General features: G+C 71.4%; 21 protein-coding genes. 12 read left to right on the forward strand and 9 right to left on the reverse strand.

The window, feature by feature from the left end:
* Window positions 1-80: 80 nt before the first annotated feature.
* The 5 genes from ppdK to ACIBO8_RS31400 all read left to right on the forward strand — a co-directional run bounded on the left by ppdK (window position 81) and on the right by ACIBO8_RS31400 (window position 8648).
* A complete protein-coding gene (gene ppdK / locus ACIBO8_RS31380) occupies window positions 81-2738 on the forward strand; it encodes a pyruvate, phosphate dikinase (RefSeq protein ID WP_396119003.1) in 2658 nt (885 codons plus the stop codon).
* Between the two features lie 8 nt (window positions 2739-2746).
* Window positions 2747-3049 carry a hypothetical protein gene (locus tag ACIBO8_RS31385; RefSeq protein WP_396119004.1) on the forward strand — a complete coding sequence of 101 codons (303 nt, stop codon included), beginning with the start codon at window positions 2747-2749 and terminating at the stop codon, window positions 3047-3049.
* A gap of 79 nt (window positions 3050-3128) precedes the next feature.
* Window positions 3129-5369, forward strand: coding sequence for a formate C-acetyltransferase (gene pflB, locus ACIBO8_RS31390; protein ID WP_396119005.1), 2241 nt, complete (start codon window positions 3129-3131; stop codon window positions 5367-5369).
* Window positions 5369-6127 (forward strand): pyruvate formate-lyase-activating protein, encoded by a 759-nt coding sequence (gene pflA / locus ACIBO8_RS31395; RefSeq protein ID WP_396119006.1) that lies wholly within the window; start codon window positions 5369-5371, stop codon window positions 6125-6127. Before pflB ends, pflA begins: the two co-directional genes overlap by 1 nt.
* 25 nt (window positions 6128-6152) lie before the next feature.
* A complete protein-coding gene (locus ACIBO8_RS31400) occupies window positions 6153-8648 on the forward strand; it encodes a cation-translocating P-type ATPase (RefSeq protein WP_396119007.1) in 2496 nt (831 codons plus the stop codon).
* 112 nt (window positions 8649-8760) lie between these two features.
* Here ACIBO8_RS31400 and ACIBO8_RS31405 read toward each other — a convergent pair whose 3' ends face one another.
* On the reverse strand, window positions 8761-9687 hold the full coding sequence (locus ACIBO8_RS31405) for a universal stress protein (protein WP_396119009.1): 927 nt from the start codon (window positions 9685-9687) through the stop codon (window positions 8761-8763).
* Between the two features lie 326 nt (window positions 9688-10013).
* Window positions 10014-10628, reverse strand: a complete 615-nt coding sequence (locus tag ACIBO8_RS31410) for a CBS domain-containing protein (protein ID WP_396119010.1) — start codon at window positions 10626-10628, stop codon at window positions 10014-10016.
* A gap of 251 nt (window positions 10629-10879) precedes the next feature.
* Between ACIBO8_RS31410 and ACIBO8_RS31415 the strand changes: the two genes are divergently transcribed.
* Together ACIBO8_RS31415 and ACIBO8_RS31420 are read left to right on the forward strand one after the other, a co-directional pair.
* Window positions 10880-11128, forward strand: a complete 249-nt coding sequence (locus ACIBO8_RS31415; RefSeq protein ID WP_396119011.1) for an SHOCT domain-containing protein — start codon at window positions 10880-10882, stop codon at window positions 11126-11128.
* Between the two features lie 17 nt (window positions 11129-11145).
* Complete coding sequence (locus tag ACIBO8_RS31420; protein ID WP_396119012.1) at window positions 11146-11637, forward strand: hypothetical protein; 492 nt, start codon at window positions 11146-11148, stop codon at window positions 11635-11637.
* Between the two features lie 72 nt (window positions 11638-11709).
* Here the strand turns inward: ACIBO8_RS31420 and ACIBO8_RS31425 are convergent, their stop codons facing one another.
* Window positions 11710-12189 (reverse strand): spore germination protein GerW family protein, encoded by a 480-nt coding sequence (locus tag ACIBO8_RS31425; protein ID WP_396119013.1) that lies wholly within the window; start codon window positions 12187-12189, stop codon window positions 11710-11712.
* 317 nt (window positions 12190-12506) lie between these two features.
* Between ACIBO8_RS31425 and ACIBO8_RS31430 the strand changes: the two genes are divergently transcribed.
* The 3 genes from ACIBO8_RS31430 to ACIBO8_RS31440 all read left to right on the forward strand — a co-directional run bounded on the left by ACIBO8_RS31430 (window position 12507) and on the right by ACIBO8_RS31440 (window position 15518).
* Window positions 12507-13391, forward strand: a complete 885-nt coding sequence (locus ACIBO8_RS31430; protein ID WP_396119014.1) for a universal stress protein — start codon at window positions 12507-12509, stop codon at window positions 13389-13391.
* 82 nt (window positions 13392-13473) lie between these two features.
* A complete protein-coding gene (locus ACIBO8_RS31435) occupies window positions 13474-14343 on the forward strand; it encodes a universal stress protein (protein ID WP_396119015.1) in 870 nt (289 codons plus the stop codon).
* A 662-nt stretch (window positions 14344-15005) separates the two neighbouring features.
* A complete protein-coding gene (locus ACIBO8_RS31440) occupies window positions 15006-15518 on the forward strand; it encodes a flavodoxin family protein (RefSeq protein WP_396119016.1) in 513 nt (170 codons plus the stop codon).
* A gap of 29 nt (window positions 15519-15547) precedes the next feature.
* Here the strand turns inward: ACIBO8_RS31440 and ACIBO8_RS31445 are convergent, their stop codons facing one another.
* Window positions 15548-15880 (reverse strand): hypothetical protein, encoded by a 333-nt coding sequence (locus ACIBO8_RS31445; RefSeq protein ID WP_396119017.1) that lies wholly within the window; start codon window positions 15878-15880, stop codon window positions 15548-15550.
* Between the two features lie 120 nt (window positions 15881-16000).
* Between ACIBO8_RS31445 and ACIBO8_RS31450 the strand changes: the two genes are divergently transcribed.
* Complete coding sequence (locus ACIBO8_RS31450) at window positions 16001-17002, forward strand: Acg family FMN-binding oxidoreductase (protein ID WP_396119018.1); 1002 nt, start codon at window positions 16001-16003, stop codon at window positions 17000-17002.
* 183 nt (window positions 17003-17185) lie between these two features.
* On the opposite strand, the gene ACIBO8_RS31455 is transcribed toward ACIBO8_RS31450, so the two are convergent.
* The 3 genes from ACIBO8_RS31455 to ACIBO8_RS31465 all read right to left on the reverse strand — a co-directional run bounded on the left by ACIBO8_RS31455 (window position 17186) and on the right by ACIBO8_RS31465 (window position 19385).
* The gene (locus ACIBO8_RS31455) at window positions 17186-17482 is read right to left on the reverse strand and encodes a hypothetical protein (RefSeq protein ID WP_396119019.1); all 297 of its coding nucleotides are present in this window, start codon (window positions 17480-17482) and stop codon (window positions 17186-17188) included.
* A 303-nt stretch (window positions 17483-17785) separates the two neighbouring features.
* Window positions 17786-18748: an Acg family FMN-binding oxidoreductase gene (locus tag ACIBO8_RS31460; RefSeq protein ID WP_396119020.1), complete on the reverse strand. Its 963-nt coding sequence runs from the start codon at window positions 18746-18748 to the stop codon at window positions 17786-17788.
* Between the two features lie 13 nt (window positions 18749-18761).
* Complete coding sequence (locus ACIBO8_RS31465) at window positions 18762-19385, reverse strand: hypothetical protein (protein WP_396119021.1); 624 nt, start codon at window positions 19383-19385, stop codon at window positions 18762-18764.
* Window positions 19386-19584: 199 nt separating this feature from the next.
* Between ACIBO8_RS31465 and ACIBO8_RS31470 the strand changes: the two genes are divergently transcribed.
* The gene (locus ACIBO8_RS31470; RefSeq protein WP_396119023.1) at window positions 19585-20385 is read left to right on the forward strand and encodes a hypothetical protein; all 801 of its coding nucleotides are present in this window, start codon (window positions 19585-19587) and stop codon (window positions 20383-20385) included.
* Window positions 20386-20566: 181 nt separating this feature from the next.
* On the opposite strand, the gene ACIBO8_RS31475 is transcribed toward ACIBO8_RS31470, so the two are convergent.
* Both ACIBO8_RS31475 and ACIBO8_RS31480 read right to left on the reverse strand, forming a co-directional pair.
* A complete protein-coding gene (locus tag ACIBO8_RS31475; RefSeq protein WP_396119024.1) occupies window positions 20567-20728 on the reverse strand; it encodes an acylphosphatase in 162 nt (53 codons plus the stop codon).
* 223 nt (window positions 20729-20951) lie between these two features.
* The gene (locus ACIBO8_RS31480; RefSeq protein ID WP_396119025.1) at window positions 20952-23660 is read right to left on the reverse strand and encodes a cation-translocating P-type ATPase; all 2709 of its coding nucleotides are present in this window, start codon (window positions 23658-23660) and stop codon (window positions 20952-20954) included.
* Between the last annotated feature and the right edge of the window lie 90 nt (window positions 23661-23750).

Raw genomic sequence — 23750 nt, forward strand, 5'->3', positions numbered from 1 at the left:
CGGTGAGTAGGGACGTCCGGCCCTACAAGGCGGGCCCTCCACGCGGCTACCAACGAGGAAAGAGAAGGGGTGCGACCGCGATGACCCGATACGTGTACGACTTCATCGAGGGCAACAAGGACCTCAAGGATCTGCTCGGCGGCAAGGGTGCCAACCTCGCCGAGATGACCAGGATGGGCCTGCCGGTGCCGCCGGGCTTCACCGTGACCACGGAGGCCTGCCGCGAATACCTGCGTACCGGCGCGATGCCCGCCGGCTTGCTGTCGGACGTGGAAGATCATCTTCGGCTCATGCAGGCCAGGATCGAGAAGACGTTCGGTGACTCGCGCGATCCGCTGCTGGTGTCGGTTCGCTCGGGCGCGAAGTTCTCGATGCCCGGGATGATGGAGACGATTCTGGACATCGGCCTCAACGACGTGACTGTCGCCGGCCTCGCCCGGCAGAGCGGCGATGAGCGCTTCGCCTGGGACTCGTACCGGCGGCTCATCCAGATGTTCGGCAGGACGGTCTTCGACGTGCCCGCCGACGCCTTCGAGACGGAACTGGCCGCTGCCCGGGCCACCGCCGGCGTCGCCACGGACGCCGAGCTGAGCACGGCCCAGCTGCAAGACCTGGTGTACGCGTACAAGAAGATCTTTCAGGAACACACCGGCCGCGCCTTCCCGCAGGCCGTGCATGAACAGCTGTTCCTGGCCATCGGTTCGGTGTTCCGCTCGTGGAACGCCGAACGCGCCGTGCTCTACCGCCGCCAGGAGCGCATCCCTCAGAATCTCGGCACTGCCGTGAACGTCATGGCCATGGTCTTCGGCAACCGGGGCGACAGCTCCGGCACCGGTGTGGCCTTCACCCGCGACCCGGCCACCGGCCGCCGCGGCGTCTACGGCGACTACCTGCGCAACGCCCAGGGCGAGGATGTGGTCGCCGGCATCCGCAACACCGTGAGCCTCACCGAGCTGGCCACCATCGACCCGGTGAGCTACCGGCAGTTGATGTCCGTCATGCAGCGCCTCGAACAGCGCTACCGCGACCTGTGCGACATCGAATTCACCATCGAGAACGGTACGTTGTGGATGCTGCAGACCCGCGTCGGCAAACGAACCCCTGCCGCGGCCTTCGTCATCGCCGCGCAACTGGTCGACGAGGGGACCATCAGTCTCGACGAGGCGCTGCAGCGGGTCTCCGGCGCGCAACTCGCCCAGCTGATGTTCCCCAGCTTCGACACCGACGCCGCTCCCCCGCCGCTCACCGTCGGCGTACCCGCATCTCCGGGCGCAGCCGTCGGCGCGATCGTCTTCGACTCCACCGCGGCGGCCGCGGCCACCGGGCCGGTCATCCTGGTACGCCGCGAGACCAACCCCGACGACCTGCCCGGCATGATCGCCTCCCAGGGCATCCTCACCTCGCGCGGTGGCAAGACCTCGCACGCCGCCGTGGTGGCACGCGGCATGGGCAAGACCTGTGTCTGCGGCGCCGAGGACCTTCGCATCGACGGTGACTCCGTCACGGTGGCCGGCCGCACCCTGCACGCTGGGGACGTCATCTCGATCGACGGCATGACCGGCAAGATCTATCCCGGTGCGGTACCCGTCCGCCCCTCGCCCGTCGTGCGGTACTTCGAGGGCGAGCTGTCCGCAAACGGTGACCCCCTGCTGACGGCGGTGGAACGATTGATGATCCACGCCGGTCACCGCGCCCGGCTCGCGGTGCACGCCAACGCCGACACGGCCACCGACGCCGCCCGCGCCCGCCGCTTCGGTGCGACCGGCGTCGGCCTGTGCCGCACCGAGCACATGTTCCTGGGCGACCGTCGGCAGCTGGTCGAAAGGCTGATCCTGGCGGACACCGACTCCGAGCGCGACGAAGCGCTGGCGGCGCTGCTTCCCCTGCAACGCAAGGACTTCGAGGACCTGCTCGCCGCCATGGACGGCCTGCCGGTGACGATCCGGCTGATCGACCCGCCGCTGCACGAGTTCCTACCGCCGCTGGAGGAGCTCACCGCACGGGTGGCCCGGGCCGAGGCGCTAGGCGAGGACCCCGGCCGTGACGGCAGCCTTCTCGCGGCGGTGCGCCGGATGCACGAACAGAACCCCATGCTGGGCCTGCGCGGCGTACGCCTCGGTCTGGTCGTACCCGGCTTGTTCGCCATGCAGGTCCGGGCGATCGCGCAGGCCGCGGCCGCGCGGGTCGCCGACGGCGGCGACCCGCGACCGGAGATCATGGTTCCGCTGGTCGGCGCGGTCCAGGAATTGGAGACGGTACGCGGCGAAGCCGAGTCCGTCCTGGCCGGCGTGCCCGGCGCGCCGCCGATCCGGATCGGCACCATGATCGAGGTGCCGCGCGCGGCCTTAACCGCCGGGCAGATCGCGAGCGCGGCCGAGTTCTTCTCCTTCGGCACCAACGACCTGACCCAGATGACGTGGGGATTCTCCCGCGACGACGTGGAAGGCGCGTTCTTCTGCCGCTACCTGGCACTCGGCATCTTCGCCGCATCGCCGTTCGAGACCATCGACGCCGACGGCGTGGGCGAGCTCGTCCGCATCGCCGTCGACCGCGGCCGCGCCGCCCGGCCCGGCCTCACCGTGGGCGTCTGCGGCGAACACGGCGGCGACCCCGCCTCGGTGCGGTTCTTCCACGACGCCGGCCTCGACTACGTGTCCTGCTCGCCGTTCCGCGTACCCGTAGCCCGGCTCGAGGCCGGACGTGCCGCCTGCCGGGCAGGCGGTTCCGACAGCCGATAGGAGGCGTCATGGTCACCACGGTTACTCCGGTGCGCCGAGGCGACCGGGAGATCGGTGCCTACATCGACGGCCGGTTCGTGCCGGCCGTGGATGCCACCGCCGTCGCGCTGGCCGCCTTGGCGACCGCCGCGGTGGCGAGCGCGGGCGTGTCGATCGGCCTGGCCGTGCGCCGGCGCCCGGCGATCGGCGCGGTGACCATGGGTCCGGGCGGCTGGATCAGCCTCAAGCACACCACCCGCCCGCCCCTGCGAGCTGCGCGTCCCTGGTGGGCTCGGCTGCTTCGCGCTCATCGGCTCGTCGAGGAGCACTGAGGGCCCGCGCGGCCGGGACCTCCGGCCCTGCTCGGCCGGCGCCGGCGCAGGAAGGCTGGAGGCAGACGAAGGAGGGCCCATGGTCACCACAGCCCACGATGCCTGGCACGGCTTCCGCGGCACCGGCTGGCGTAAGACGATCGACGTCAGCGGGTTCATCCACGACAACATCGAGCCGTACGCCGGTGGGGCGGAGTTCCTGACCGGTCCGACGCACCGCACCGGGCGGATCTGGCGGCAGCTGCAGCGGATGTTCGTGGAAGAGCGCCGCCGGGGCATCTACGACGTGGACACCCACACGCCGTCCACGATCACCTCGCACGAGCCCGGCTACGTCGACCGGGATCACGAGCTGATCGTCGGACTGCAGACCAGCGCTCCGCTGCGCCGGGCCGTCATGCCCAACGGGGGGCTGCGGATGGTGCAGGCCGGGCTTGCGGCGTACGGGTACAGCCTCGACCCGGCCGTCAAGGCGATCTTCAGCCGGTACCGCAAGACCCACAACGACGGCGTTTTCGACGCCTACCCCGCCGACGTGAAGGCCGCGCGACGCTCGCACATCATCACCGGTCTGCCCGACGCCTACGGCCGCGGCCGGATCATCGGGGACTACCGGAGGGTCGCCCTCTACGGCGTGGACCGGCTCATCGCCGAACGGCAGGAGCACAGGGCGGAACTGGACGAGCAGCTGTCGTCCGAGGAGGTCATCCGCGACCGCGAGGAACTGGCCGAGCAGATCCGCGCGCTGCAGGAGCTCCGGTTCATGGCCGGCCGCTACGGCCACGACATCTCCGGTCCCGCCGCCACCGGGCGCGAGGCGATCCAATGGCTGTACTTCGCCTACCTGGGCGCCACCAAGGAACAGAACGGCGCCGCGATGTCGCTGGGCCGTACCTCCTCCTTCATCGACATCTACCTGCAGCGTGATCTGGCCGAGGGCCGGCTCACCGAACGGCAGGCCCAGGAGCTCGTCGACGACTTCGTGATCAAACTGCGGATCATCCGGTTCCTGCGCACCCCGGAGTACGACCAGCTGTTCTCCGGCGACCCGACCTGGGTCACCGAGGCCCTCGGCGGCATCGGCTGCGACGGCCGCCCGCTCGTCACCCGCACCAGCTTCCGGTATCTGCAGACCCTCTACAACCTCGGCCCCGCACCCGAACCCAACCTCACCGTGCTCTGGTCACCGGCACTGCCGGAGGGCTTCAAGCGGTTCTGCGCGCAGGTGTCGATCGACACCAGCTCGATCCAGTACGAGAACGACGAGCTCATCCGCCCCGCCTACAGCGACGACACCGCGATCGCGTGCTGCGTCTCGGCGATGCGTGTCGGCAAGGACATGCAGTTCTTCGGCGCCCGCGCGAACCTCGCCAAGGCTGTGCTGTACGCGATCAACGGCGGCCGCGACGAGATGACCGGCGAACAGGTGGCTCCTGAGGCCGCGCCCGTCACCGCCGATGTCCTGGACTACGACGAGGTGATGGCCGCCTACGACCGCATGCTGGACTGGCTCGCCGAGACGTACGTGGACGCACTCAACGTCATCCACTACATGCACGACAAGTACGCGTACGAACGCCTCGAGATGGCGCTGCACGACTACCCGGTGCACCGGTTCCTCGCCACCGGCATCGCCGGGCTGTCCGTCGCCGCGGACAGTCTCAGCGCCATCAAGTACGCCCAGGTCAAGGCGCTGCGGGACGAGACCGGCCTGGTCGTCGACTACAGCGTCGACGGCGAGTTCCCGACCTACGGCAACAACGACGACCGCGCCGACGCCATCGCCGTCGACCTGGTCGAGCGGTTCATGACCAAGATCCGGCGGCAGCCCGCCTACCGCGGCGCCGAGCCGAGCCTGTCCGTCCTGACCATCACCTCGAACGTCGTCTACGGCGCGCACACCGGCAACACCCCCGACGGCCGGCGCGCCGGCGAGCCGTTCGCACCCGGCGCCAACCCGATGAACGGCCGCGACAAGCACGGTATGGTCGCCGCCGCGCTCTCCGTCGCCAAGCTGCCCTACCGGTCCGCCCGCGACGGGATCTCGCTCACCATCACCGTCACCCCCGACGGCCTCGGCCACTCCCGCGACGAGCGCATCGTCAACCTCGCCGGGGTCCTCGACGGGTACACCGACGGCGGCGGCTTCCACATGAACGTCAACGTGCTCGACCGCGAAACGCTCGAGGATGCCATGGCGCACCCCGAGAAGTACCCACAGCTGACCATCCGGGTGTCCGGGTACGCGGTGAACTTCGTCAAACTGACCGCCGAACAGCAGCGCGACGTGCTGTCGCGGACTTTCCACGGGTCGCTGTGATGACCACCCTCACCGCGGCGGCCCCGCCGGTGACCGGCTCCCTCCACTCCTTCGACATCTCCACCGGAGTGGACGGGCCGGGCACCCGCTTCGTCGCATTCCTCGCCGGCTGCCCGCTGCGCTGCCAGTACTGCCACAGCCCCGACACCTGGTACCGGCGCAACGGCCGGCCCACCACCGCCGACGAGCTGCTCACCGAGATCCGCCGCTACGAGCGGTTCCTCAAGGTCGCCGGCGGCGGGGTGACGATCAGCGGCGGCGAACCGCTGCAACAACCCGGCTTCACCCGCGAGGTGCTGCGCGGATGCAAGAAGATGCGCCTGCACACCGCCGTGGACACCAGCGGCTTTCTGGGTGACCAGGCCGACGACGCCCTGCTCGAGGCGACCGACCTGGTGCTGCTCGATATCAAGGCCGGCGATCCCGCCACGTACCGGCGGGTCACCCGTACCGGACGACTGGAACCGACCGTACGCTTCGCGCACCGCGTCGCCGACCGGGGCATCGCCATCTGGGTGCGGTTCGTGCTCGTACCCGGCCTCACCGACGACCCGGCCGGCGTCGACGCGGTCGCCTCGATCGCGGCGGCCATACCCACCGTCGCCCGCGTCGAGGTTCTGCCTTTCCACCGCCTCGGCGCGCCCAAGTACGCCGTCCTCGGCATTCCGTTCCCGCTCACCGGCACGCCGGCACCCGACGCGGCGCTGGTGGAACGAGTTCGCACACAGTTCCGCGGGCACGGGCTGACCGTGTACTGATCGGTCCACCGAGGGAGGGGGCACCGTGGGCACAACCACAGCGGCGGCGGGTCGCGGACTCACCACCGCGGAGGCAGTGGCACGGCTGGGGTCGGAGGGACCCAACACAGTGGCCGCGCCGGCCCCCCGCCGCCTCGCCGCCCGCGTCGGACGGCAACTCGCCGACCCTTTGATCGCCCTCCTGCTCGTCGCGGCGGTGATCACCAGTCTGCTCGGTGATCTTGCGGACACCGCGGTCATCGTCCTGGTCGTCACCGTCAACACGCTGATCGGCGTGGTCCAGGAGGTGCGCGCGGACGCGGCGATAGCGGCGCTCGACCGTCTCGCCGCCCCGACAGCCCGCGTGGTCCGGGACGGCAGAGACATGATCCTGCCCGCCGCCGATCTGGTCCGCGATGACCTCGTACGCCTCGAGGCAGGCGATGTCGTCCCGGCCGATGTACGGCTCACCGAGGCGCAGCGCGCGACCTTCGACGAATCCGCACTGACCGGTGAGTCCGTACCGGTGTCCCGGGTCGTCGACGACGAGGCCGCCTCCGGGACGGTGCTGACTACCGGACGCGCCGCCGGGATCGTCGTCCGTACCGGCGCGGCGGGCGCGCTGGGCCGGATCACCGCTCTGGTCGCCGGCACCAAGCCCGGGCCGACCCCCCTGCAGCGGCGCATCGCCGGGCTCGGTCGCATCCTCGGCATGACCGCGATCGCGGTCTCCGCCGTCGTCTTCGCTCTAGGAGTCCTCGCGGGCCAGCCGCTCGCCCGGATGGCCCTCACCGCCGTCAGCCTCGTCGTGGCCGCCGTACCCGAAAGCCTGCCCGCCGTGGTGACCCTCGCCCTGGCGCTCGGAGCCCGGCGGATGGCCCGGACGAGGGCGATCCCGCGCCGCCTGCACGCGGTCGAGACCCTCGGCTCCGTCACCGTCATCGCGTCCGACAAGACCGGCACGCTGACGCAGAACCGGATGGCGGTCCAGCAAGCCGTCACCGCGGACGGCACCTTCTACACCGTCACCGGTACGGGCTACGCACCGGACGGCGAGATCTGTCCGGTGGACCGGCCGGCCGCGCTGCGACTGCTGGCCCGCGCGGGCGCGTTGTGCAACGACGCGGATCTCGTCGCTCCCGATCATGAGCACACCGAATGGACCGCGGCGGGAGATCCCATGGAGGCCGCTTTGGTCGCCTTCGCCGCACGCTGCGGCGTGGACATCGCCGCAGAACGAGCCGCGATGCCCCGGATCGCCGAAGACCCCTTCGACCAAGCCACTCGCCGGATGACCACCGTGCATCGGCAACCCGACGGCACGTTCCTCGTCGTCCGCAAGGGCGCGCCGGAGAGCGTTCTGGACCCCGGGAGCGATTCTGCGTTGCTCGCCGCCGCTGCGGTCCTGGCGGCCGACGGACTCCGCGTACTGGCCGTTGCGACCGCCGTCACCACCTCACCGGCAGACCCGGGGGCGTTGCCACCCCTGCGAACCGCCGGCCTGTTCGGCATCGGCGACCCGCTCCGTGCGGACGCCCGGGACACTGCCGCGGCGTTCGAGACCGCCGGTATTCGCCTGCTGCTCATCACCGGCGATCATCCTGCCACCGCCGGCGCCATCGGCGGCCGGCTCGGCATTCTCGGCCCCGGCGACCGCGTCGCCACCAGCCCGTCGAGCGCCGGCGACATCGCGCAGGCCCGGGTGTTCGCCCGCGTTCAGCCGGAACAGAAACTCGACGTCATCGCCGGCCTGCAGCGGCGGGGTGAGGTGGTCGCGGCCGTCGGGGACGGGGTGAACGACGCGCCCATGCTGCGCCGCGCCGATATCGGCGTCGCCATGGGCGGCGGCACCGAGGTCGCCCGGCAAGCTGCCGAGCTCGTGCTCGTCGACGACACGCTGGCCACCGTGGCGGACGCGATCGGCGAGGGCCGCCGCATCTACGACAACATCCGCAGGTTCCTGCGGTACGCGCTGTCCGGCGGCATCGCCGAACTGCTGGTGATGCTCGCCGGGCCGCTGCTCGGGATGCCACTGGCCCTGTTGCCCGGCCAGCTGCTCTGGATCAATCTGCTCACCCACGGCGTGCCCGGCGTGGCGCTGGGCGCGGAACCGGCCGAGCAGGGCGTGCTGCGCCGCGGGCCCCGCTCGCCGCAGGAATCCGTGCTCGGCGACGGGCTGCTCGCCAGCGTGCTCGCCGGCGGCCTCTGCCTGGCGACCGTGGTCCTCGCCGCCGGTGTGGTCGCACACCAGGGTGGACGGCCGTGGCAGTCGGTGATGTTCGTCGTTCTCGGCCTTGCCCAGCTGGGCGTCGCCCTCGCCGTACGCGCCAAGGCCGGTCCCGGCACTCCGGGCAACCGTTCACTGATCGCAGCCGTCACGTTGTCCGCCATCCTGCAGGTGAGCGGCGTGCTGCTGCCGCCGCTGCAAACACTGCTCGGCACCGAGGCGCTCACCGTGCCGGAGTTGCTCATGTGCGCGGGCGTTGCGGCGATCCCGGGAGTGGCACTGCGCCTCGTGCACCGAAACCGCTTCACCACCTGACGCCGGGCGGACGATTCATTCCGGGTAGGACGCTTTCACCTCGAGCACCTCGAGAACCGACCGGATCACCCTGCGCGGCTGTGCCCTCGGGCGGCCTACCGGCGAAGCAGGGTCAGCTCCGGTCGGCGGCAGCGGCGGGCCGTGACTCCTGCGCCGGTCCGGGAGCCACCCGGTGCGCCGGGATCAGCAACACCGGGCATGCTGTCGGGTGCCGAAGCACAGGCCCGGGTGAGCCGTAGAGCAGTTCTACGAACCGCCCGCTGCGTCCCATGCCGGCAATCAGCAGCTGCGCGCGCCGAGACGCCCGCTCCAGCGTGTAGCCGAGTTCCACATCACGCACGAGCAGCCGCTCGACCTCGACGTCCGGGAACCGCGGGGCCCGGCTTTCGATCACTTCGGCGAGCCGCGCCTCGGCGTCGCGCCGCGCGGCGACCAGCGCCGCCGCGGTCGTCCCTCCGGCCGGTGCGGGGTCCGTGTACGTCCAGACGTGCAACGCGACCAGCCGGCATCCGCCGGCGGCGGCTTCCTCGAAGGCAGACCGGATGGTCAAGGTCGTGCAGGTCTGCCCGGACACAGCCAGGAGGATCGGACCGCTGCGGGGGACAGACCCCCGATGCACCAGTAACGGGCAAGACCCGTGGTGCGCTAGGTAGGCGGTCGTGGACCCCCAGCTCGGCTGGGCGAGCAGGCCGTCCCGGTGGCCCACCACTACGAGCCGGGCGCGCTCGGAGCGGGCCACCAGCACCTGGGCGGCGCTGCCGTCGGCGAGCTCCGTGGCGACCTCGAGGCCGGGGATCCGCAGGGCGGCCCGGCGCGCCGCCAGGTCCAGAAGGTGCAGTCCGTCGTCCGGGGTGGGCACCACACCGCGAACCCGGAACGCGCCTGAGTAGTGGCCAGGCCCGACGTGGACGATGAGCAACGGCGCGCGGTGGCGGGCGGCCTGGTCGGCGGCGAGGTCGACGATCTCCGGGTGAGAGCGCGACCCGTCGATGCCGGCCACCACGGGAAGGTCTCGTTTCCACGACTCGACGCTGTCCATACCCGCACCGTAGGCGCGCGCGGCACCCCGGCGTCACGGCCGGCGGACCGCCTCGTACGGGTCTTTCGGCATGTTTCGGCAACGCCCCGCCCAGCCGTCGCCTTCCTGGGCTCTACCGCCATGCAACTGCTGCACCATGCCGACTGCCGGTCTACATCGCCCGGACCGCACGGAGTCCGGGCGGTGGACGTGAAGCTGCGGCCTGCCGCCGGCGGGGCCGAGCCCGACCCGATGCTGTGCACCCTTCATGCCGCTGATCTCTTCGTACCGCTGATGCGACGAAGGGCTGCTCCGACAACGCGGAGCAGCCCTTGTGGTCACGGCCGTCAGGACGGTGTCACCACCTTGATCCTGGCCGATGCCACGCCGGGCACAGTCCGCGCCAGGACCTCGGCCACCGCGCGCTCGGTGTCGTCGGTGAAGGTGCCTTCGACCGTGGCCACGCCGCCGTCCACGACCGCGGTCCACCGGTGTTCCCCGTCGGCGTACTCGTCGAGGCGGTGCTGGACGTCCTTGGCCAGCACCTCGTCGCTGCGAACCATCGCGCGCAGAATGTCGCGGCGACTGATGATGCCCACGACCTTGCGGCCGTCGAGGACCGGCATGCTCCGCACGTCATGCCGCAGCATGCCCTCGGCCACGTCGGCGACGTCGGTGTCGGGCGTGGTGACCAGCGGGTACGGCGACATGACCTCGACGACCATGCCCGGTCGGTACGCCGGGTCGGTGTCGGCATGCCGGCGCATGTGGGCGGTGGGGTCGGAGGGCACCCGGTGCCACAGCAGGTCGCTCTCGCTGACCATGCCGACGAGCAGGTCGTCGGCGTCGAGCACCGGCAGGGCGGTCACCGCTTTGGCGGCCATGAGCTCCGCGGCGCTCTCGACCGATGCGTTCTGCCGGACCGCGTGGACCGGGCTGCTCATGATGTCCTTGGCGCGCAAGGTGTCACCTCCGGGTGGCATCTGCTGGGTGAGATGCGGTAGGTCATGGTCAGCCTCCCGCTTTTGCTTTCGCCTCCAGCCTTTCGCTGAGCGGGTGGCCGGGGCAGGGCCGAAGGGCCTGTGACGCCGGGCCGCTCCTGCGCCATCCATCGCCGCAACACCGGCAAGGCACGGTCGGGCCGTTCGGCCCGTGTGCCGTTCCCGGCTCGGGAGCAGGATGGACCTCAGCCGCACAGAAGGGGGCCTGGATCATGATGTACTACGGAAGCGGTATGGGCGCCGGAGGCTGGATCCTCATGCTTCTCACCGTGGCGTTGCTCCTCACGTTGCTGGTCGTCGTGGTCGTGCGTCCGCTGGTCAGCCGCGACACTGTGCCTCCCGCAGTGGGCGGCTCGGTGGACGACGCCGAGAAGGTGCTGGCCGACCGGCTGGCCCGCGGTGACATCACCACCGACGAGTACGAGCAGCGCCTCCACGTCCTGCGGGCCTCACGCCGATAGCGGCCCTGTCCCCGCCCGTGGTGCTGCTGGAAACGGCCCTCTGGCCGTCGATCGGCAAGATGCCGGACCTGCAGCAGTTCCTCGCCACCTATCCGGAAGCGATGCGCAAGCTGTTCAACCTGGACGACTTCGGTACGGGTACCGGTTTCGTCAATGCCGAGCTGTCCAGCGCCCTGGTTCCGGTGCCCTTCCTGACGTACGCGATCGGCCGCGGCGCCCGTTCGGCTCCCCTGGCGCTGGCCGTCGGTGCGGTCACCGGACGCCGCGGCATGGCGATCGGCGTCGCGGCGGCGGGAGCGGTCGCCGCGTACCTGCTGTACGTGGCCGGTGAGCTCGTCGCCTCGGTCGAACCATGGCAGCCGCTGTCACCGTTCTCGCAGGCGTTGAGCGACGGGCCGGTCGGGGCGGGGTTCCGGGCGGCGTACCTGCTGATGCCTACGGTGGCAGCCGTCGTCGTGGCGGCGGCAATGCCGTTGTTCGCACGCCGCGACATCGCTGTGGCCCACTGAGTTCCGCGATGACGGGGACGGCTGTGCGCACGGTTCCGCTGCCGTTTCGCGGCGGAACCGTGCCACTTCCTGCTACCGGACGAGCTTGGCACGCATGCGTGACGACCGGGACGGGCGGCCGATCCGGCGCAGGCGGCTGGATGATTCGTACAGCCGACGCATCGCACCGCGATGCCGGGCCGTATCCGCGCGCGCCTTGACCAGGGTCCGGGCCAGAATCAGCGCCGTTACGGCGACCACCTGGCCGCCGAGCACAACGCGATTGACGTCGATCGCGGGATGCCAGGACACCTTTCCTGCGCTCAGCACGAACACCCCCAAGGGCTTCGCCGACATCCCGAGCCCCCCACCCGTGCCCCCGTTGGGCTGCCCGTCCGGCGCCGGTCCCGTGCCGCTGCCTCCGCCGGCGCCGCCACCGACCTTGGCGACCGGTAGCACGATGGTCTGGCCCTGGGTGATCGGGGCACCGAACACCTTGCCGACCGTGGCGTTGTCCACCACCTCCCGAAGCATGTCGAGCAGTCGGGCGTCCTGGGTGGGCGCAACCGTCATGGCACTCAGCTCCTTCCTCGAAGGCGTCGTTCATGCGGACCCACCGGCGGGCGCTCCTCGAGCCCTGCGGCGGGAAAGGCGACGGCCGTCGGTGGACTCGCAGCCGCGGTCCCGTCACCACCTCCGCCACCCGAGGCTTTCACCCCGGTACCGGTGGGTTCACTCTCATCGTGCGCCCACCGGCGTGACGTCACCAGAGCCGAAGGACCTCAGCTGCGCGCCGGGTGGAAGCGCTGACCGGCTTCCGGAAGCAGGACCTTGTGCCCTGCTCCGGCCATCGACCGGGGTCGACGATCGGGGATGACGAAGGGGGAACCATGACGACCAGAGCAATCATCGTTGCCACCGACGGGACGGCGTCCGCCGAGGCAGCGGTACGGTGGGCGGCGCGCGAGGCGGATCGCCGCGATGCGCTGCTGCGGATCGTGTACGCGTACGACTGGGAATGGCGCGAGGCCCGCTTCGACTCCGGCAACCAGTACGTAGACATCGCCCGCCAGATGGCCGAGGCGGTGACGGCGACCGGCTTCGACCAGGCTCGTAAGGTCGCCCCCGACGTGCGGATCGAGATGGACACGCTCATGGGCCACGCGGCCGCCCAGCTGCTCGCCGCCGCCGAGAGAGCCGAACTCATGGTCGTGGGCAACCGCGGCCGCGGCGGCTTCGCCAGCCTGCTGCTCGGCTCGGTGAGCCAGCGCGTCGCCGTCCACGCCCCGTGCCCGGTGGTGGTCGTCCGCGGCCGCGACGACATCACCAGCGGTCCGGTCGCGGTCGGTGTCGACGACTCGGCGGCCGCCGATCACGTGGTCGGCACCGCCTTCGAGGCGGCCGCCGGACGCGGCGCCGCCCTCGCTGTCGTCCGTGCCTACCTGCCCGTCGTGCCACTGTGGCTGACAAGCAGCGTGCCGGCGACCGACGTCGCCGTCCCGGATCAGGACGCCAGCGAACGGGACCGACTCGACCAGCTCGTGGCTCCCTGGCAGGCGAAGTACCCCTCGGTCTCGGTCAGCACCATGCTCTCGCACGACAGCGCCGCCGCCACGCTGACCGGAATCTCCCATCGCGCCCAGTTGCTCGTGACCGGCAGCCACGGCCGCGGCGTCATGGCCGGCGCCGTCCTGGGATCGACCACCCTGCAGCTCCTGCACCACTCCGACTGCCCGGTCTACATCGCCCGCCCCCCGCAACGGCAGACGGTGTGAGCACCCGGCTCGTCGGCACCGAGCCGGATCCCGGCACTGCGCCGGCTTCGACCATCGGACCGCTCGCGAAGGGGGCGCCATCATGACTGCTCAGAAAATCATCGTCGGATACGACCGGTCGAGTGAGGCACGAGCCGCGGCCGCCTGGGCGCTCGACGAAGCGGCGCTGACCGGCGCATCGGTGCAATTCTTCTACGCGTACGAATGGCCGAGCTGGGCGCCCGCTGCCGCCGGCGTCCCTTCTCCGGCGGTGTGGCCCGACGGTGAAACGGAACGCGCGATCGACGAATCCCTGCACGAGGTGGTCGCCTCCGCCGCGATCAGCCACCCGCAGGTACAGACCGAGATCTCCTCCCTGCAGGCGTCCGCCGCATTGAGCCTGGTCCAGCGGTCCGCTCACGCCGGACTGGTCGTCGTGGGCAGCCGGGGTCACAGCGCGGTGGCCAACCTCCTGGGATCGGTCGGCGTGGCGGTCAGTGCGCACGCGCACTGCCCGGTGGTCGTGGTACGCGGGGAGGCGGCGGCCGGCGGCGACATCGTCGTGGGTGTCAACGACTCCCACGCCGCCCAGCTCGCTCTGGGCTTCGCCGTGGAGCAGGCCGCCTCCCGCGGCGCCACCCTGAGGGTCTTGCGGGCACGCCCGCCGTTGACGGGCCTCTGGGTCGAGAGCCCGGAGGAGGTCCAGGCGTCGCTCAACGTGCTGCGCCGGTCGCTGGACGAGCTGCTGGCGCCCTGGCGGGACAAGTTCCCGCAGCTCACGATGCGATCCGAAGTGGTAACGGAGCACCCGGCGGCCGCACTGACCCGGGCCGGTAGCGATGCCCGGCTGGTGGTCGTGGGCTGCCGCGGTCGTGGCGCGCTACGGGGCATGGTCCTCGGATCCGTCAGCCAGCACCTGCTCCACCATGCCGCGTGCAACGTGGCCATCGTGCACGAGCGACACGAGGCATAATGCGAGGCGTATGCATCGGGGCTCAGCGCCACGGTGCGTACGCCGTCTGCGCGAGCCCCGGGGTCGAGCTAGAACGGTCGGGCCGACGCCCGAAGCCGGGACCTATCGGCGGATGGGTAGCACCATCTCGGCCGACGCATGCTCACAGTTTGCTCGGGACAGTCGCTGAGGTCGGCCGTCACGAGAGCTGTACCGAGGTAAAACGGTGCACCGCGCACATCGGCGACGACGAGCACGGACATGCGCTGCAGGACGGCAGTGCGGCATCGACGCACCAGCGCCTCGTACGAGCCGCGCAGGGACGCAAGTCCGGCAGGGTCGGGAGATGAGGCCCGGCTGCTCATGAGCCGGGCAGCGCATCGTCGGTTATGCCGACATCGCGGAAGGAGGGCCACCGTGGCGGGACGAATTCCCGGCGACGCCCTGTCTGCGGCCGAGCGCACCGACCCGATGCACCGAATGGTCTTCACCCCGGGTGGCCCTGGTCGACTGACCGGCTCCTCCCTCTACGTACGGAAGAGGCCTGCAGCGGCGGAGCGAGGATCACGGCAGCCGCGAACGCGATCGTCCGGCCTCCGACCCGCGACGGGCGAACGAGGGCCGTTCGACCCTGGGCACTTCAGGCGGACGAGACGAAGGTGGAGGACAGGAGGGAGGCGGTCATGAAAGCACTGGTGGTTTACGAATCCATGTACGGCAACACCGAGAGGGTGGCACTGGCGATCGCTGACGGACTGCGGGACGGCTACGAGGTCACCGTCGCGGACGTCGCCACGATGCCACGAGCGTTCGGCGTCGATCTGATCGTCGCCGGCGGGCCGACCCACGCCTTCGGAATGACCCGCCCGTCGACGCGGGAACAGGCGCGTCAGCAGGGCGAAGTACGGCCCGGTGCGGTCGATGCCGGCCTACGCGAGTGGTTGGCCTGCGCCGCGGCGCTGGGCGGCGTGGCGGCGGCCGCCTTCGACACCAAAATCAACAAGCCGTTCCTGCCGGGGTCCGCGGCCCGTAGGGCGCAGAAGCAGCTCCGCCGGCTGGGGTGCCGCATCGTGCGGCCCGCGCAGAGTTTCGTGGTCACCGGGACGGCCGGGCCGCTAGCGCCGGACGAGGAACGGCGGGCCCGCCGGTGGGGCGCCGAGCTCGCGGCCGCCGCCCTCCCACTCCACAGCGTGTGAGCTCGTTCGCAGCAGGAACGTCCAGACGATCAGGGCCGGCGTGCGGCACCAGTCCTGCCGGGTGATCGACGGCCGTCGCCGTCACCGATCACCACGACCGGGCAATGGGAGCAACGGATCTGGAAACGCAGGACCGCCACGCCGAGCGCATCTTCCTTGCGAGGAAGCACCGCCAGCGCGCATCGCCGGCTGGCCGCGCAGAGCACGATCACCGGATCGCCCGTACGGCGGGTCTCGAAGGTCGAAGCGACCGCCGGATACTTGTCGGACGGGGTCACCCGTCCGACAGCGAGGACCAGGACCTCCGAACCCCGGCGCCCGGCCTCCACGAAGGCGTACCGCAGCGCCGCGTCCGGCGGCACAGTTTCGTCACCGTGAGCCGGGCTGCCAGGTCGGATACGTCATGGTGCAGAGGACTTTCGGCCCTGATCAGGGCCAGCCCGATCCCTCACCGTGGAAAGGGAAGGCAGGAGGTCTCCGTCATGACCGCATCGTCCGAGCGACCGGCGCGAAGCCGGGCCGCCGAGGCACTCGAGGCGGCGGCGCGCGCGTCGCTGCACGCTCCTTCCGTTTTCAACACCCAGCCGTGGCGGTGGCGCCTCAGCCGGGACCGGCTCGAGCTGTACGCCGACCTCAGCCGGTCCCTCACCGCGACCGACCCCGGCCGCCGGCTGCTCATGCTCAGCTGCGGTGCCGCGCTGCACCATGCCCGGGTGGCCCTGGCAGCGGCGGGCTGGACCCCGCACGTGATCCGCCTGCCCGAGGGTGGCGATGCCGACCTGCTTGCGCTGATCACGCTCACGGGTACGGCGACGGCCGAGCCGGACGCCGAGCGCATGGCCGCCGCGATCCCCCGCCGTCGCACCGACCGTCGGTCGTTCGGCGAGCAGCCCGTCGCCGAGGACACACTGACCAGGCTGCGCCGGACGGTCGAGGCCGAGGGCGCGTACCTGCACGTCGTGCGCCGTGATCAGATGCCGATGCTGGCCACTTCCACCGGCCGGGCCGCCGACGCGGAGCTGCGCGACCCGGCGTACCGGGAAGAGCTGTGGCGATGGACCCACCGCCCGGAGGACAGCGGTGACGGGGTGCCGGCCAGCACGGCGGTGCAGCGGGCGCCCCGGCGTGTGCCGGTGCGCGACTACGCGCCGGACGGCACTGCAGGGCTCGCTCCCGGTGAAGGCTTCGATCTCGGCGCTGCGTACGTCGTGCTCTTCGGACTCTCCGAACGTCCGGAAGACCTCCTCCGCGGCGGCGAGGCGCTGTCCGCTCTGCTGCTGACAGCCACGGCCGAGGGCCTGGCCACCGCGCCGCTGAGCGACACCATCGAGGTGGAGTGGCCGCGGCGCCTGCTCACCGACCTGCTGGCGGGCGTCGGCGAGCCGTACGTGGTGATCCGTCTGGGTCACCTCGACTCCGCCGACGAGCTGCCGCCGGCCCCGCGGCGCCCGGCCGCCGAGGTGATCGAGATCTGCGACGAGTGACCGCGGCGCCCGGCCGGCCACCGGCGCCCCGGTCGAGGTGCGGCTCCGCGGCCCCTGCCCGGTTCGCCCTCGACCACCGTGCCGATGCGGACGGCGTCGCGGCCGCGAGGCCACCGCCGGGCCGGGTCGCTGGTGCGTGGACGGTGGCATGGTGCCTCCTCGACCCCGTCGACGACTCCGCTTTCACGTCGTCGCGCCGCCGGGCGGGATTTCCGGCAGGTCGGGTAACGGATGCCTTTCCGCATCCCGCTCAGCCAGGCCGTGCATGGCCCGCCGGTACTGACGGCGGGTGATCTGGTGGTCGATGAGTTGGCCGGCCAGGACTCCTTCGAGGGTTCGGGGCCGGGGTGCGGTCGTCGCGGCCTCGTCCACCGTCCTGACGGAATCCGCACTCTCGTTCACCAAGCCGCGGAGGGAAAGCCAGGCCGAGGCCACGATGAGCGCCGCCAAGAGCGCGACCAGAAAGACCACGCCGAGCATTCGGACCACCTCCTCTCATCGCCCATGTTCAATGCCCGGCCGGGTCGGCGGCATGGCCTAAAGTCCCTCGTCATCGGGCACAGATGCTCTGCCCGCGAGCGGGCGGCAAGCGCACAACGAGACATGGCGAGTTCGACCGCGACGGCTATCTCGACCTGGTCGCCGTGCTGACCTCCAGCAACGACCTCTACCTGGACCCCGGTAACGGCAGCACCGTGCTACCGCGGCTCCGGGTGCAACCGGCTTCTCCGGTCGTGCGCGGGCGGCAGATGCGACGAAGAAGCGCCCAGACGACGTGGGAAGTCACACCTGCACCAGCACCTCGGACAACTGGCGACGCGAGGTGACCGGCGTCGGACGGCCGTACCCGATGCGGACGACCATTTGGGCCCACAAGCCCTCGGTGCCGGCGGTGAGCCGCCGGCGGATCGCCGGCACCTCCACCGGCTGGCTGACCGGTGTGGTGGCCAGGTTCTGCCACGTCGCGGCGAGCAGCACCCGCTGCAGCGCCTGGCCAGCGGTCACCCAGTCATGGCGGTGGTCGCCCGTCGTCGCAAGCACCAGGATCGTCGGGTACGGCTCGAACACGGCCGTCTCCGGCGGCAGCGCCGGAAGCAGCCCGAAGTCGCGGCTGGGCACGGTCTCCAGGGCCTCCCACGGTCCGATCGCCGTACGGGGTACCCCGTCGCGCCGGGCCGGCCGCGTCCACCGCGTCGTCTCGGCCCGGTAGCCGCCCCGGGTCCGGAGAGCATGGTCCGCCGCGCGGGAGAGCGCGACGATTGCGTCTCTCGTGGCGGCGTCCGCGACGAGGAGCACGGCGCCTTCCCGGCGCGCGGCATCCCGCAGGTGCTCCATGACGGCCGCCGGCACGGCGGAACGGGCGAACGGCCGCCGGTTGGTGTGCCGATGGGCTATGGCCTCGGCCAGTGCTTCCACCGCCGGACCGGCTGGTGCCGGGCGGTCGATGTTCACCCGGGCCACGAGGTCCGGATCGCCGGAGTGGGGAAACAGGACCGGCCGGGAGAGGAAGCCCGCGCGCCGGATCGCCAGGCGCAGGGTGAACACGGCGGCGCCGACGCTGATGAGCATCTCCCTGCCGGCCGGGTCCAGCACGTCCAGCCTGCGGCGGCGGTCGGCGTACACGTCCACGCCGCCGTTGGTGACCCGGAAGAGCCACGGCTGGCTGTTGTGCAGCGACGGCGCCGCCGTGGCGGCTCGTACGCATTCCTGTAGAGCGGTCGGCGAGAGGGTCGGCGACGAGGTCATCGGTCAGGTCCCTTCAGGCGGCAACGTCGAGGTAGATGCGGCCGGGCAGCTCGCCGACGCGGTAACCGACGACGACGTCGAGCCCGAGCGCGACGGAGACATGGCCCTCGAAGTCACCGGCGACGGCGTACCCCTTGAGCACCGGAAGGCCGGTGGGGTGAACAGTCGATACCGTCGCGGTGCCGTCGTCGCGGTGTGCCTGGGCAGGGGTGAGCACCATCAGCAGGTACCGCCGGCCGGGCATGCGGATCGGCTGGTCGGAGGGGTCGGCGCGGACCTCCGGCACGTAGCGGACGGAGTAGCCCGGAAGGGCGCCCTGGATGTCGAGGACGATCCGGTCGAAGCCCTCCTGCGAATGGGCCGCGTATCGGATCGAGGAGACGACCGGGACCGGGGGTACGGGTGGATCGTGCCGCACGGCGACCGGCCCTGAGGTCCAGCTGGACTGCGGGGACGCCGCGGGCGCACCGCTGCGGTCCGGCGTGGGCGTCCGGGTCAGTGACCGGGTGATCACCGGCCGGGGCGCGGAGGCCGAGCCGGTCGACTGAGGTGTACTACCGCTGTTACCGGCGCATCCTCCCAGGAGGACCGCGGCCCCGGCGAGGGCGGCGAGCATGCGCCCGAACATCCGTTTCATCGGAGCCTCCCTGCGTCCGGAAATGGCCTTGTCCCTGGTCGAGCATGTCCCCCAGGGACCGGCCGGGACCAGAGCCGCCCGGCCCATGCCCGCGGGCCTGCCGGACTCCCGACGCGTGGGAAACCCGAAACTCGGGTCCTTCGACCCCTTGCAGGTGATCACTCAGTCACACAGAGTGGAGCACCGGAAGGAGCTGCCGATGCCAGGGTTCAGAACCGCGGTCGTGCCCGACCTCGACGTCGACATCCTCGTGCGCGGCTCGGTGACCACCGAGGACATCGCGTACGTGCACCATGCCCTCGCCACGGCGCCGCTGACGGCCGCCGGAGGCGATCACGTCCGGGTGAAGCTCGCCGCGTATCGCGGGTCCGACCGGGAAACCGTCGCCATCGCCCAGATCAACGTGGAGCTGTCCGGCCGGATGGTGCGCAGTCAGACGGCAGCCGGCACGAGCGCCGACGCGGTCGGTCAGGCGGTGGCGGCGCTCGTGCCGCGCGTCCGCCGCCTGCACCGTCGCTTGACGGGCAGCGAAGCCGGTCCACCGTCCTTCGCGGGCGAACCATGGGACCTGCGGCCGGCGCGGGTGATCCCGCCCGTGATCAAGGTCGGTGGAAGGGTACGGCGGGTCGCCCGGTACAAGAGCTGTCCGCCGGCGGTGCAGGACTTCGGCGCTGCCGCGCTCACCATGGACCTGCGCCACTACGACTTCCACCTGTTCGTGGACGAGTCGAGCGGCCAGGACACCGTCGCCACGCGTGCCGGTGCCGCCGGATACCGGCTCGCCGCCGACCGCCCGGAGTTGCTGGGCGCTGCGCCCGCCGGCGTACCGGTCGCCGGCGGGCCATCGCGCCTGCCCGGCCTCACCCTTCCCGAAGCTGCCCGGGCGCTGGACGCCTCACCGGCGCCGTTCCTGGCCTTCACCGGAATCGGTTCGGGCCGGGCGGCCGTGCTCTATCAGCGCTTCGACGGACATCTGGGATTGCTCACCCCACTGTGGTGAGCCGCTCACCGTTGGCGCGGGCGGCCCCTGCCCCGGGCGGCGCCGGATGCGGCGCAGGCAGGAACGCAGCTTCTGCTGCATGAGGTCGGTGGCTTCCTGCAGCCCGCTGCCCACCGCGTGCACGTGCACCGGGACGCCGTTGACGTCGACGTGGGCGTCGACCCGTTCGCCGCGGTCGCGCTCACTGCGATGCAGACGTCACCGTCGACGTCGCGGACAACGCCGTCCAGCCGAGCCCGGTCGCGATCCGGTGCACGAACGGCCGGAAGCCCACCCCTTGAACGGTTCCGCATAACCGCATGCGCCAGGCGGTGTGCCGGCGACAGGTGTCCAGCTTCGTCATGCCGGACTCACCAGGTCACGTGGCGGAGCTGCCCGCTCCGTGGCCGAGATCGCACCTGGGCTGATTCCCTGCCGCTTACCAGGCCAAGTACGGCATCTCACCGTCGGCGACGTTACGGGCAGCGCTCAACTGACGACCGTCGACCGTGAGGCAGGCGACCGGGTGACAGCTGACGCCGGCAACGCCGGGTCCGCACGAGCGGGCCCGGCGTTGCCCTCGCCCCTCAGGAGGACAGCACTCGCGCCTCCCTGATCCGGCGGTGCCGTCGATACAGCTCGTCCACCCCCCACACCAGCAGCGGAAACGGGGCCAGGAAGACCAGGTGCGCGGGGCCGAGGGCGGCCGTGCCGAACAGGGCCTGCAACGGCGGCAGGTAGATGACGGCCGCGGCGAACAGCAGTTCGAACGCGATACCTCCCAGCAGTAGGCGGTTGCTGAAGACGCCGATCGAACGCAGTGAGGCCCGGTCGGTGCGCGCCGCGAACGCCGTACCGATCTGGCAGGCGACGATCCCGGCGAAGGTCATGGTGGTGGCTACCCGGAGGGCCTCGTGCAGCGGGCTGCCCGCGCCGGTCGCCGCCCCTGGGTGCCAGCCGGCCCGCCACAGCGACCAGAAGAACCCGGCCATGACCAGCGCGGCCGACGTGACCCCGAGCAGCCCCCAGGCGCGCAGCAGTAGGGACCTGTCGATGACACCGACCTTTGCTGAACGCGGCGGACGGCTCATCAGGCCGGGTTCCGCCGGTTCGCGCCCCAGCGCCAGCGCCGGCAGTGTTTCAGTGCCGAGGTCGATGGCGAGGATCTGCAATACGGTCAAGGGCAGCGGGATCGCCCCGCCCGACAGGGCGAAGATCAGGAACGGCACGACCTCGGGTACGGCGTGAGCGAAGATGTAGAGCACGAACTTGCGAACGTTGTCGTAGACGCGCCGCCCGGCGTGCACGGCACGGACGATCGTGGCGAAGTTGTCATCGGTGAGGACCATCGTGGCGGCCTCACGGGCGACGTCGGTGCCGGAGCAGCCCATCGCCACGCCGATGTCGGCGTGCCGCAGGGCGGGGGCGTCGTTGACCCCGTCCCCGGTCATCGCCACGATCCGGCCCGTCGCCCGCAGCGCCTCGCAGATGCGCAGCTTGCCCTCAGGCGTCGAGCGCGCAAAGACGATCTCCTCGTCCCTCGTGAGCAACCTGTCGAGGTCGATGTCGCCCATCGCCTCCAGCTCGGACCCCGTGACGACCCGCCCGCCGGCGGCGATACCCGCCTGACGGGCGATCTCGGCCGCCGTCGGCCCGTAGTCGCCCGTGATGACGTGGACGCGGATCCCGGCCCGGTGCGCGTCGGCGACCGCCCCGGCAACCCCCGGGCGCAGCGGATCCGCGAGGGCGAGCAGTCCCAGCAGCGTCATGTCCGCCTCGGCTCTGTCCCGCGGCTGCGCGGCGTGGCCGTTACCGGCGAAGCCACAGGCGACAGCCAGCACCCGGAGACCCGCGTGGGCGTAACGGTCGACGGCGGCCTGCAGCTCGGCGCGTACCGCGGCGGTGAGTTCCACCTTGCGGCCCTGCGGGTCGACGACCCGGTGGCACAGCGGCAGCAGAGACTCCACGGCACCCTTGGTGTGCACCCGCGCCCCATCGACCGTGGACATTCGCTTGAGGCGGCTGTCAAAGGCGTACAGCAGAGTCCGCTCGGCGTCACGCTCGGCGGCGTGCACCGGCACCGACAGCCGGTCCGCGAAGCGGAGCAGCGCCAGCTCCATCGGGTCTCCGGTGTCGTGCGGCGCCCCGTCGCCCGCCATTCGTGCGGTCGTGCAGCGGGCGGCCACGCCGGCGAGCTCCCGGGCTCGTCCGTCGCCCGACGCGGCGGCGGCTTCGAGTTCCGTGCCGTACAGCCACACGCGGGCCACCTGCATGCGGTTCTCCGTCAGGGTGCCCGTCTTGTCCGTGCAGATGACCGATGTGGAGCCGAGGGTCTCCACGGCGGACAACCGCTTGACCACCGCGCCGGCCCGGGCCAGTTCCCGCACCCCGACGGCCAGGGCGAGCGTGATCGTCGGCAGCAGGCCCTCGGGCACGTTGGCCACGATGAGCCCGATGGCGAAACTGATGGCGGCGGCCCAGCTCAGCCCGGCGACGACGCCGATCGGCAGGAACGCCACCCCGGCGGCGACGGCCACACCCGCGATGATCCAGGTCGCCCGGCGGACCTGACGCTCGAGCGGGCTGGGCTCGCTACGGCCGCGTTGCGAGAGCGCGGCGATACGGCCGATCTCAGTGTGCATACCGGTACGGGCGACGACCGCCCGCCCTTCGCCGGCCGTGCACACCGTCCCGCTGAACACCAGCTCCCGAGCCTCCAGCAAGGGGCCGGCCACCACCTGTGCATCCGCCGAGCGCGTCGCCGGCACCGATTCGCCGTTGAGCGCCGACAAGTCCACCGACAGCGAGCCCTCCACCAAGCGGCCGTCGGCGCAGATCCGGTCACCCTCCTCGACGACCATGACGTCGCCCGGGACCAGCTCCCGGGCCGGTACGTCGCACAGCACCCCGTCGCGCAGCACCCGCGCGGAGACGGGCAGGTACGCCGCCAACGCCTCGACCGCCCGTTCGGCCTGCATTTCCTGAACGAACGCGAAGGCGGCGTTCAGCAGAATCACGGCGACCACGGCAACCGCCAGGGCAGGCGTCCCGCCAACCCAAGCGAGGACCGCAGCCACCATGAGAAGGACGGCGAGCGGTTGGGTGAATTGCGCCAGCAGCTCACGCGGCCACCGCCGGCCGCCGCGACGGGACAGCTCGTTGGGGCCGTAAACGGTGAGCCGGCGGGCGGCTTCCCTGGTGCCCAGCCCGGCGGGACCGGTGCGCAGATCCCGGAAGAGTTCGACCGGAGGCCGCCGTTCGTCGATTGCAACAGGTTCCGTGGTCGTCTGCGTCATGGTTTCAGGCTTCTGCGCGGTCGCGGGCACGGACAGGGCCGACCGGCCCGGGCCGGGCGGTCCAACGGCAGGATGCGCCCGGCACCTGTC

The sequence above is a fragment of the Actinoplanes sp. NPDC049681 genome, from assembly GCF_044465265.1.
Taxonomy (GTDB): domain Bacteria; phylum Actinomycetota; class Actinomycetes; order Mycobacteriales; family Micromonosporaceae; genus Actinoplanes.

Bases quoted from the DNA above. Each gene is read 5' to 3' on its own strand.
- ppdK (WP_396119003.1), top strand. From the start codon at position 81: ATGACCCGATACGTGTACGACTTCATCGAGGGCAACAAGGACCTCAAG.
- ACIBO8_RS31385 (WP_396119004.1), top strand. From the start codon at position 2,747: ATGGTCACCACGGTTACTCCGGTGCGCCGAGGCGACCGGGAGATCGGT.
- pflB (WP_396119005.1), top strand. From the start codon at position 3,129: ATGGTCACCACAGCCCACGATGCCTGGCACGGCTTCCGCGGCACCGGC.
- pflA (WP_396119006.1), top strand. From the start codon at position 5,369: ATGACCACCCTCACCGCGGCGGCCCCGCCGGTGACCGGCTCCCTCCAC.
- ACIBO8_RS31405 (WP_396119009.1), bottom strand. From the start codon at position 9,687: ATGGACAGCGTCGAGTCGTGGAAACGAGACCTTCCCGTGGTGGCCGGC.
- ACIBO8_RS31415 (WP_396119011.1), top strand. From the start codon at position 10,880: ATGATGTACTACGGAAGCGGTATGGGCGCCGGAGGCTGGATCCTCATG.
- ACIBO8_RS31425 (WP_396119013.1), bottom strand. From the start codon at position 12,189: ATGACGGTTGCGCCCACCCAGGACGCCCGACTGCTCGACATGCTTCGG.
- ACIBO8_RS31430 (WP_396119014.1), top strand. From the start codon at position 12,507: ATGACGACCAGAGCAATCATCGTTGCCACCGACGGGACGGCGTCCGCC.
- ACIBO8_RS31435 (WP_396119015.1), top strand. From the start codon at position 13,474: ATGACTGCTCAGAAAATCATCGTCGGATACGACCGGTCGAGTGAGGCA.
- ACIBO8_RS31440 (WP_396119016.1), top strand. From the start codon at position 15,006: ATGAAAGCACTGGTGGTTTACGAATCCATGTACGGCAACACCGAGAGG.
- ACIBO8_RS31450 (WP_396119018.1), top strand. From the start codon at position 16,001: ATGACCGCATCGTCCGAGCGACCGGCGCGAAGCCGGGCCGCCGAGGCA.
- ACIBO8_RS31455 (WP_396119019.1), bottom strand. From the start codon at position 17,482: ATGCTCGGCGTGGTCTTTCTGGTCGCGCTCTTGGCGGCGCTCATCGTG.
- ACIBO8_RS31460 (WP_396119020.1), bottom strand. From the start codon at position 18,748: ATGACCTCGTCGCCGACCCTCTCGCCGACCGCTCTACAGGAATGCGTA.
- ACIBO8_RS31465 (WP_396119021.1), bottom strand. From the start codon at position 19,385: ATGAAACGGATGTTCGGGCGCATGCTCGCCGCCCTCGCCGGGGCCGCG.
- ACIBO8_RS31470 (WP_396119023.1), top strand. From the start codon at position 19,585: ATGCCAGGGTTCAGAACCGCGGTCGTGCCCGACCTCGACGTCGACATC.
- ACIBO8_RS31475 (WP_396119024.1), bottom strand. From the start codon at position 20,728: ATGACGAAGCTGGACACCTGTCGCCGGCACACCGCCTGGCGCATGCGG.
- ACIBO8_RS31480 (WP_396119025.1), bottom strand. From the start codon at position 23,660: ATGACGCAGACGACCACGGAACCTGTTGCAATCGACGAACGGCGGCCT.